We start from the raw sequence: 8,340 nt of genomic DNA, 5'->3' as shown, positions 1-8,340 counted from the left end.
ACCTACGCCTGGAACCTATGCTGGCAGTTTCAGTTTGACCAACAACGATAGTGACGAAAGCCCCTTTGACTTTGCCATTAGTGGCACAGTTAAAACCCCTCTTGCTACCGAAATTTATCTTCTCAATGGCACTGCAAATTCTGAGTACTTAAAAGGCAATGCCCCAGCCAATAAGATTTATGGCTTTGGGGGTGCAGATACCATCATAGGTAATCTAGGAAATGACCAACTTTTCGGAGGCGACGGAAACGATACTCTCTGGGCAAATGATGGGAATGACTTGCTCTATGGTGATAGCGGCAATGACAAGCTTTCGGGTGATAACGGTAACGATACACTATTTGGTGGTATCGGTGATGACCAACTATTAGGGGGCGCAGGCAATGACTGGCTTTATGGGGGCGCAGGCAAAGATGTACTTACAGGGGGTTATGGCGCTGACACCTTTGTATTGGCTTTAGGTCAGGGCACGGACTCCATTACTGACTTTGCAGTAGGTACTGACAAGTTTGTGTTGTCAGGTGGTCTCAAGTTCGGTCAATTGTTGATACAGCAACAAGGAAGTCAAGCCTTCATTATGAATAGTTCTGACAATCAAGTGTTGACAATGTTGGATAATGTCACTGCAAGTATACTTTCGGCTCAACCTTCCACTTTTATCACTATTTAGTTGTGTCTTTTGATAACCCTGTCTCTTCTCTAAGAGAGGCTGCGCTAACGGAGAAGGTGTAGAGGAATAACTAGACAAAGAAGATTTAATCTTGAGCAACTAAATTCTTTGCTAGCGTTCTCTACACCCTATCCCTGTCAAGGAGTTGCGTTCAAAAACTGGCATTAGTCTGGTAAAAGTACAAAAAAGGAGAATCACCAAAAAACAGACTTCACCGCCAGTGTTGCTCAACTTCACTACGCGATCGCTCTTAATTCATACTTTAACTGGTTTCGACGATCGCACAGCTAATGTGCTGATGACATCTTGGACTTTTCGCTATCTTCAATTAAATATTTTGATTATGATATCTACTGCCATAGATAATTAGCCAGATTTATTTAATATAACTACTGATTCGCTTGCGATCGCAAACTTTCTAACGCCCCCTGCAAAAACTTACCCCATTCTGCTGCCAAAGGGATTTCTGTAAACGGAACCCGCACTGAACCACTAGATTCGGAAAATAGAAATTCTAACTCTATAGAACGACCTTTCTCCGGTATATTTTCTAAATCTACTTTTTTTTCATCTACTAAAAGATATATTTCCCTAACATCAAGCAAAGAGAATGTTTCTAGTTTAACAGGCCCTTTAGGTGTGGGTTTTCCCCAAGTTAAATTGTTGCCTTTTTGACCCAATACTGAATAAATATCGTACTTAGCCCGTTCAAATTGCTCTGCCCAAGCGCGATAGGCTTCAACTTTTTGATACTCCTTCGAGCCTTGCCAAGCCAACCAGAAAAACATTACTAATAGGGGCAACCACAAAAGACCACGTTCCATCGTTTAAAAAAGTCCTGAGTGAAACTTGTAACTAAAAGTGCAAAATCCACCACTAAAGGATGGAGATAAGTTATGGTAGTGAGCAAACTGGCAAAAAGCGGTGATGAGTTAATATGAGAAAGCTTATATTATTGTGCTTGTTTGTCATTGGGCTGGGATCTGCCATATTTGGTTTCCTGAATTTCCAGGGATTGGCAGCTAAAGGAGAGTTTGAGACGATTTTGCTTGATTTTCGGGAAGATATTCCATCAATTGTGGTGGAACAGAATTTGCAAGCGATCGCCAAACAATACAACGTTACACCCCAATTAGACAACAAGTTTTCCAAAAAAGATAATGTTTATATTGTCAAAGGCGATCGCCAGCGACTTCAAGAACTGAAAAAATCTCAGTTTGTCCAAGCTACAGAATTCATTGAACCAAATTATATCTATAGGAAGATTCCACAACCCGGTGAAGCAGCTTGGTTAGGTGAATTTTTAAGACCCCAAGATGATGATGAGACAAGCCCCTCATTAACTGGCCCCAATGATCAATATTACAGCAAGCAGTGGAACTTGCACAAAATCGGTATTGAAGGCGCATGGAGTCAAACCAAAGGCAGTGGCATTACAGTTGCAGTAATTGACACCGGGATTACTAAAGTTCGGGATTTGTATGAGACAAAATTCGTCAAAGGCTATGATTTTGTAAACGACCGAGAAGAAGCCAAAGACGATAATGGTCACGGTACCCATGTTGCCGGAACTATTGCCCAAGCCACAAATAATAAATATGGCGTAGCTGGAATTGCCTACGAAGCCAGTTTGATGCCCCTGAAGGTACTCAGTTCATATGGTGGCGGTACTGTTGCCGATATTGCCGAAGCAATTAAATTTGCTGCTGATAAAGGTGCAGATGTGATTAATATGAGCTTGGGTGGTAGCGGTGAAAGCAAGTTGATGAAAGAAGCGATCGACTATGCTCATAGAAAAGGCGTAGTTATCATTGCCGCAGCAGGAAATGAAAACGCCAATGGGGCAGGCTATCCAGCCCGCTATCCCAACGTAATCGGCGTTTCGGCAATTGGCCCAGATGGCGAAAGAGCACCCTATTCTAACTTTGGTGCTGGGGTAGATATCTCTGCTCCTGGTGGTAGTGAAGCTGGTAAGATTCTCCAAGAAACTATCGACGAAAAGGGCGAAGGGGTATTTCTGGGCTTCCAGGGTACAAGTATGGCTTCTCCCCACGTTGCTGGTGTTGCGGCATTAATCAAAGCTGCTGGCATCAAAGAACCAGATGAAGTTTTAAAAGTCCTTAAGCAATCGGCGCGAGTTATCCAGGATGATGGTTTGAACTATTATGGCGCTGGACAACTCAATGCAGAAGCAGCAGTCAAACTAGCCTTTGGAGGGCAAATCAGTTTTCCAGATTTCTTCCGCTGGTTAAGAGATAACGGCTATCTCAACCCCGGCTTTTGGATTGATGGTGGTGCAGTAGCACTGTTACCCAAGATTTTAATGGTAGTTAGTTCCTATCTGCTGGCTTGGTTTTTACGGGTTTACTTCCCCTTTGCTTGGAGTTGGTCTTTATCCAGTGGACTAATTGCCGGCAGTTCTGGGTTATTCTTCCTCAAGGGAATCTATATTTTTGATCTTCCTCAATGGCCTTTCCGGGTTTTGGGCAGTTCAATTCCCGAACTAGGCAATACCCTCCAGGGAACTGATGCGTTGAATCCCTTGTTTGCTAGCGTACTGATTCCCATTGTTTTAATGGCATTGCTGCTAGGACATCCTAGTTGGAAATGGTTTGCCATTGGTTCAACCTTAGGTGTAGCAGCGTGCTTGACAGTGAGTGCGCTTTACGACCCAGCAGTTTGGGGTTTGGGAAGTGGTAACTTAGCACGCCTCTTCCTGATCGCGAATGCCATAATCTGTTATGGACTTGCTCGTTTAGCATTAAAAAACGAAGAAAAAACAGCATAAATGGGTAGTGGGGCATGGGGAATGAATTTTTATAACCCCTAACTCCCAACTCCCAACTCCCAACTCCCAACTCAGCACTCAGCACTCAGCACTGTTTATGAGCATTACAATTACAGGTACAATCCAACATCGTGATATTGGCACAGGCGCATGGGCGTTAGTCACAGAAGAGGGCGTTACTTACGAAATCCTCAGAGGGGCTGACAAAGACTTACTCAAAGCCGGACAAAAAGCAAAAGTTAAAGGACAGGTGCGTGAAGATATCATGACAACTGCCATGATTGGCCCTGCCCTAGAGGTCAAATCTTTTGAGGTAATTAGTTCTGATTAGCTGTGGAATCCAGAACCTCTTGAAGACGGGTTCTAAACTCCCCTTTGGGATGACCTCCTTTTACCTCACCCACAATCTGAAATTCCCCTTCTGGAGAATTGCAGATGATGTAAGTAGGCCATCCCATTTCTGATTTATCGGGATACTGGGTTAATAAAATCTTGCGATACTTACGGTAAGCAGCCGTATCCTGCATTTTTACATCGATAAATTCTAAACCCAGTTCTTCTGCCACCTTTTTGTCATAAAAAGACATTTTGTGACAGATGCCGCATTCTTCTGAAGAGAATTTAATTACAGCTAAACTCATGGGTTGGAGACTCTTTGCTTTTAGATAAAGTTTATTAACATAATGCCATGAAATACTACCATATAGAACTTAAGGCTGAAACCCTGATTTAATATTTTTTCTCTAAGGTTTTTTAGCAGGGATGCACTTTGGGACGAGATAATTTTAGAAAGGTTATCAATTAATAGGAAGAAATGAAATGCGTTCCCCCTGAGGTAAGCGCAGAGGTACGCAGAGTCTTCCTCTCTCACAACAATCCCCGATAACGAATAAAAACTAAAATCACCGCCCACGAACCTAACGCAACTTTGACTGCAACTAGAATATTGAGCAAGGGGATAACGCCCCCACTGACAAGTGCGCCCAACTCACCATGCGGTAACTCTATTCCAGCCAGAGTTATAACTGCCAGTACAATGAAAACCAAAACCGAAACTTTCTCCCATGTAGCGGCGTGCCAGCGTTGGTAGATTCCTTGCATCCACTCCGGTGAAGAGGTAATTGCAATCAGACCGATCGCCGTTCCACCCGACACCCCGGCTGCAAAACCACCGCCCGGGCTGAGATGTCCCCGAATAGCTAGTTCGATACTTACCAACGAGGCAATGGTTGCACCCAGACGCGCCAGCACAATAGATGGTTGATCGGTGAAACGATAGATTGTGCAAGACGGTCTTTCATTTGCCAGCAGAAAACTAGCTCCCATGATCGCGATCGTAAATACCACTACCTCGAAGATAGTGTCATATAAACGATTCCTGAGAATGATCACTGTAACCGCATTTGGTATGCCACCATCTTTGACAATCGAATCTACGATAGAGAAATCTGGTATTTCTGGTGCTGAATTGGGCATGATCAGGAATTTGATGTAGAGCGCTATGCCCGCCGCAATGTAGGCCCATTTCATCTATGCTCCTCCCCTGAATTTGGTGTATTTACATAGTCCAAGATTGTTTCTGGTGACGAAAGTTCGGTTTGCATGATGTCGTAGATGCGTTGGATTCTAGTTTTGGTGTGATAAGGTTGCTTTTCGTCTTGATCGCTTTGTTTCGGTCGGGCACAGATCGCATGGACTTCTTTTTCCATCAGCGCCCGGTGCAAAGACTGGGTATTCGTGTAGGTCACTAGTTCAAGACGCATATAGCGTTTGCTAAAAATTGTGCGGAACTCATCCATCAGTTTCGCAAAATGGTGATTGTTATCTGCCTCTTCTTTGAGTATGCCAAGACGCATTACCAAGGATGAGCGCACTGCGATCGCATTGAGAGTAATTGCCAGCATAGTACCCACTAAGGCTTCGGTCAAAGCAACATCCGGTGCCCCCAAAACCGTATATACCAATGCTGCGATCGCTCCCAAGATGCCGCGAATTACCAGCGCATGGTATGGATTGACTTGAAATACCAGCATACAAGCAGCCAACGGCAGCAGGGCAATGATCACATATATATAGCTATCATTCATGACTACCCTCGCTACTAGAACAGTAAGCCAACACATACCCCAGCACTGTATTCCAGATGGCTAAAGAGATTATGGCAAGGACGAGCAACGGCCATTCACTGGGTATCTTCAAGAGCAGCCCGACGATAATACTCATTGATCCGAGCGTATCTGCAACCGAAAGACTATGCAGCTTGAATAACACTGAGCGATCGCCAAGCAAGGGAAAGGTTCCCCAAAACCAAAAGAAGATTCCTAAACCTATGCAGGTATAACTAAGCACGTTAATCATATATTACTCATTCGCTAAATCATTCATTCTTTTGAGGACATGTGCCAACAACATCAATCCGGCATTGCCCACGCTCAAGATGATTACTCCGACAACACCAATCATCCAATCGTCGCGCAAGACAGATACAACCAGGATCATGATTGAACATTTGGTTGCAGCACTGGCAAATGCCAGCATTTTTTGCCAAATATCATCATCTTGCCATGCCTCATACATGGGGATGAGCAGTGTCAGAATCATTGCAATCAATGCCAGATTCAGGATCATGTCTTTTTCCTCTGTCGCACTCGATGGACTTCATACCAGCCTGCTTCGTGATATTTCAAAACAATGGTTTTTGGTGTAAAGGTGATCAAGAATATATCCAGGAATATCAGCCCTGGTGTCCGTCGTGGTTTGACTTGTTCCATCGTTATCTCTTCGTGGTTATGCGGGCGGAGGATGATTTCAAATGCCTCAATATACGCCTGCGGAATCGCCACTATGATCTCACCCAGCACACGTAGCCAATCTTTTAATGATTGCCTAGCTGTACGACCACCAGGTAATAGGAGTGCGATGCTTACGCCAATGATGATATTTGCCACACTGAAATCGGCAGTGAGCAAAAACCAGATAGTCAGTCGCAATATAAAATTTAGATGCCCAACCATGCAAATCCCTTCCAGAACAGCAGGATTAAAATCAGACTCATTACACCGATCAGATGATCAAATTCTTCAAGAACACGCGGTAGCTTGAGTATTGAGTGTTTAAAAATTAGCAAGTATGCTAACCATCCAACGCCGATGGTTGCGAGGGGTTTGATGATATTCGCAACGGTGTACGCCTCGTAATAGGCAATATTAGCTAGGAACAGCCCACCGATTAACAGAATCATAGCTGCCCAGAAACCAGGCTTTACATCGGCTTTTCCCCCACGCGGTAGAAATATAAATTTAGCAAAGGATATTGCTGTTCCGAGGGCTGCAATATTCATAGCGATCGCTTGCCAAGGCAGTAAATTCTTTGTTGTCAACACCTTTGCCCCAAAACCGGATAACAACGGGAAGCCTGATATCGAAAAGCTGGCTATCACCAAGGCGATCCAGATTGGGGTAGCGATCGGCTGATGTTGCAGTTCCTTAAAGTTTCGACTCGGTAAAGCCCCGGCGATTAGAAAAAGCGCTGATTTGACCAGTCCGTGTGTCAGCGCATAAAAACCACCCACGGACGGCGCGGCGAGGATAAAACCTAACTGCGAAACTGTATGAAACGCCAGCATCCGCTTGGTATCCTTTTCAAAGACTGCATAGAAAACTCCTAGAAGCGCCGTGCCAACTCCGAAAATTCTTACTATTGGGTCAACCTCTTCCACCATCAGCGCACACCGCACTAATGGATAGACACCTGCTTTTACTACAACTCCCGACAGCATCGCCGATACTGGCGTTTCCGATTCAGAGTGAGTCAACGGCAACCATAATCCCGATACAAAAATCCCTCCTTTTGTCAAGAGTCCTAAAAAAATCAGGGCAAGCGCCTCTGGAGGTGCTACGCGCAAACCTGCAAAACTAAAGGAATGATCCGCCTGATAGACCAACACCGCACCAACCAGATAAAAAAGCATTGCCACGTTGCTGATAAACAGATAACGTAAGCCAACCCAAATCGAGCGGTCAGTTCGAGGATAGGCAATTAAGAGAAACGCGGCAATACCACTTACCTCTAACGCCACGTATAAACTGATTAAATCTGAACAAACAAACGCGGCATTGACACTACCATGCAAAATGATCAGTTGTGCGTAAAAAAAAGCTGTTTTATCGCTGTGCCAACAGTAGAGGATGACTGCTGCCGTCACCAGCGCATTAGTTAAGATAAAGTAGCCGCTTAATTGATCGACTGTTAAAATAACGCCAAAATTATCTAGTAACTGTAGTGTCAGTGGCGATTGAGTGACAAATAGCTGCATGCCATATCCTGCGGAAGCAAAAGCCATGCACAGAGCGAGATATTTGTCAACCTTTGGGAGCAAATAAATGACGAACCCCAAAAAAAATGGTAGTGCAATCCATGCGATCGTAATGTTACTCATGGCGTGTTATTCTTCTCGATTTCGTTGCTTTCCAAAGTCGGATTATCTCGTGCCAACTTCATAACGCCGACTAGCATTAACGCCTGAATCGAAAATCCGATCACAATCGCCGTCAATATAACCGCCTGCGGAACTGGATCGGCGTATCTGACATTTTTGACGTTGGAAACAATTGGTGTGAACAAGCCACCTCGTGATGCAATCAGCACGTAATAGGCGATAACCCCTGTACTCATGACATCCATAGAGATGATTTTCATCACAAGGTTCTTTTTAAGAATGATGCCGAAAAATCCGCACAATACTGTTGCGAATATGCACGCTTCTAACACGGGAATTGCCTGTTGGATAAAGGTTGAAGGTAAAAGAGAAAATAAAATTCGTCTCTTTTACCTATTTTGTGTTTAAGAGGATGTTTTAAAAGTGGTGGCTGATGTATCAAAA

General features: G+C 44.1%; 13 protein-coding genes. 4 read left to right on the top strand and 9 right to left on the bottom strand.

All coding sequences use genetic code 11. The features are described from left to right. The coding region (locus tag ACEYW6_RS04500) for a calcium-binding protein (RefSeq protein WP_412978780.1) at positions 1 to 670 on the top strand (670 nt) is incomplete at its 5' end. A 145-nt stretch (positions 671 to 815) separates the two neighbouring features. Beyond that, on the top strand, positions 816 to 1,040 hold the full coding sequence (locus ACEYW6_RS04495; protein WP_412978779.1) for a hypothetical protein: 225 nt from the start codon (positions 816 to 818) through the stop codon (positions 1,038 to 1,040). A 19-nt stretch (positions 1,041 to 1,059) separates the two neighbouring features. Here ACEYW6_RS04495 and ACEYW6_RS04490 read toward each other — a convergent pair whose 3' ends face one another. Beyond that, complete coding sequence (locus ACEYW6_RS04490; protein ID WP_190893167.1) at positions 1,060 to 1,494, bottom strand: hypothetical protein; 435 nt, start codon at positions 1,492 to 1,494, stop codon at positions 1,060 to 1,062. A 113-nt stretch (positions 1,495 to 1,607) separates the two neighbouring features. On the opposite strand from ACEYW6_RS04490, the gene ACEYW6_RS04485 reads away from it, so the two are divergent. Then, entirely contained in the window at positions 1,608 to 3,458 is a 1,851-nt protein-coding gene (locus ACEYW6_RS04485; protein ID WP_412978778.1) for a S8 family peptidase, read from the top strand. Positions 3,459 to 3,555: 97 nt separating this feature from the next. After that, the gene (locus tag ACEYW6_RS04480) at positions 3,556 to 3,789 is read left to right on the top strand and encodes a hypothetical protein (protein WP_190893172.1); all 234 of its coding nucleotides are present in this window, start codon (positions 3,556 to 3,558) and stop codon (positions 3,787 to 3,789) included. On the opposite strand, the gene ACEYW6_RS04475 is transcribed toward ACEYW6_RS04480, so the two are convergent. From ACEYW6_RS04475 to ACEYW6_RS04440, 8 genes are all read right to left on the bottom strand, one after another. Next, positions 3,776 to 4,099, bottom strand: a complete 324-nt coding sequence (locus tag ACEYW6_RS04475) for a thioredoxin family protein (protein ID WP_190893174.1) — start codon at positions 4,097 to 4,099, stop codon at positions 3,776 to 3,778. The genes ACEYW6_RS04480 and ACEYW6_RS04475 overlap by 14 nt on opposite strands. Before the next feature lie 226 nt (positions 4,100 to 4,325). Beyond that, positions 4,326 to 4,988 carry a Na(+)/H(+) antiporter subunit B gene (locus tag ACEYW6_RS04470; RefSeq protein ID WP_412978777.1) on the bottom strand — a complete coding sequence of 221 codons (663 nt, stop codon included), beginning with the start codon at positions 4,986 to 4,988 and terminating at the stop codon, positions 4,326 to 4,328. Further along, positions 4,985 to 5,545: a DUF4040 domain-containing protein gene (locus ACEYW6_RS04465; protein ID WP_412978776.1), complete on the bottom strand. Its 561-nt coding sequence runs from the start codon at positions 5,543 to 5,545 to the stop codon at positions 4,985 to 4,987. Before ACEYW6_RS04465 ends, ACEYW6_RS04470 begins: the two co-directional genes overlap by 4 nt. Beyond that, the gene (locus tag ACEYW6_RS04460) at positions 5,538 to 5,816 is read right to left on the bottom strand and encodes a monovalent cation/H(+) antiporter subunit G (protein WP_196510662.1); all 279 of its coding nucleotides are present in this window, start codon (positions 5,814 to 5,816) and stop codon (positions 5,538 to 5,540) included. Before ACEYW6_RS04460 ends, ACEYW6_RS04465 begins: the two co-directional genes overlap by 8 nt. 3 nt (positions 5,817 to 5,819) lie before the next feature. Then, positions 5,820 to 6,086 (bottom strand): hypothetical protein, encoded by a 267-nt coding sequence (locus ACEYW6_RS04455; RefSeq protein WP_181928936.1) that lies wholly within the window; start codon positions 6,084 to 6,086, stop codon positions 5,820 to 5,822. Beyond that, positions 6,083 to 6,472, bottom strand: a complete 390-nt coding sequence (locus tag ACEYW6_RS04450; protein ID WP_196510663.1) for a Na+/H+ antiporter subunit E — start codon at positions 6,470 to 6,472, stop codon at positions 6,083 to 6,085. Before ACEYW6_RS04450 ends, ACEYW6_RS04455 begins: the two co-directional genes overlap by 4 nt. Further along, positions 6,457 to 7,896, bottom strand: coding sequence for a cation:proton antiporter (locus tag ACEYW6_RS04445; protein ID WP_412978775.1), 1,440 nt, complete (start codon positions 7,894 to 7,896; stop codon positions 6,457 to 6,459). The genes ACEYW6_RS04450 and ACEYW6_RS04445 overlap by 16 nt, the downstream gene beginning before the upstream one ends. Then, complete coding sequence (locus ACEYW6_RS04440) at positions 7,893 to 8,228, bottom strand: cation:proton antiporter subunit C (protein WP_196510694.1); 336 nt, start codon at positions 8,226 to 8,228, stop codon at positions 7,893 to 7,895. Before ACEYW6_RS04440 ends, ACEYW6_RS04445 begins: the two co-directional genes overlap by 4 nt. Positions 8,229 to 8,340: the final 112 nt, after the last annotated feature.

Source organism: Nostoc sp. UIC 10607, from assembly GCF_047228265.1.
Taxonomy (GTDB): domain Bacteria; phylum Cyanobacteriota; class Cyanobacteriia; order Cyanobacteriales; family Nostocaceae; genus Nostoc; species Nostoc foliaceum_A.
This window is presented reverse-complemented; position numbering and strand designations above follow the sequence as displayed.